Source organism: Bradyrhizobium sp. Kon56 (genome assembly GCF_055807635.1).
The window spans coordinates 1-248 of record NZ_JBVVOU010000557.1 but is presented as its reverse complement, the minus strand read 5'-3'; the positions used below and the strand labels follow the sequence as shown (position 1 = coordinate 248).

At 65.3% G+C, this 248-nt stretch carries 1 protein-coding gene; it reads left to right on the top strand.

What is annotated here, in order from left to right:
- Nucleotides 1-235, top strand: a 235-nt coding sequence (locus tag AC0L3B_RS40035; protein ID WP_473383499.1) for a rhodanese-like domain-containing protein, incomplete at its 5' end; no start/stop codon positions are given.
- Between the last annotated feature and the right edge of the window lie 13 nt (nucleotides 236-248).

Here is a 248-nt window from a genome sequence, read left to right as displayed (position 1 = left end):
CCTGACCGGCAGCCAAGTGTTCCTGCTGCAAGGTGGCACCGCCGCTTGGATCGCCGCGCAACTGCCGCTGGAAGAAGGCGAAACGCACCTGGCCTCACCGCGCATCGACCGCTACCGCCGCCCCTATGAAGGCACCGATAACCCACGGGAAGCCATGCAGGCCTACTTGGACTGGGAATACGGCCTGGTCGCGCAACTGGCGCGCGACGCCACCCACGGTTTCTACGTGATCTGATCCACCGCTGCAC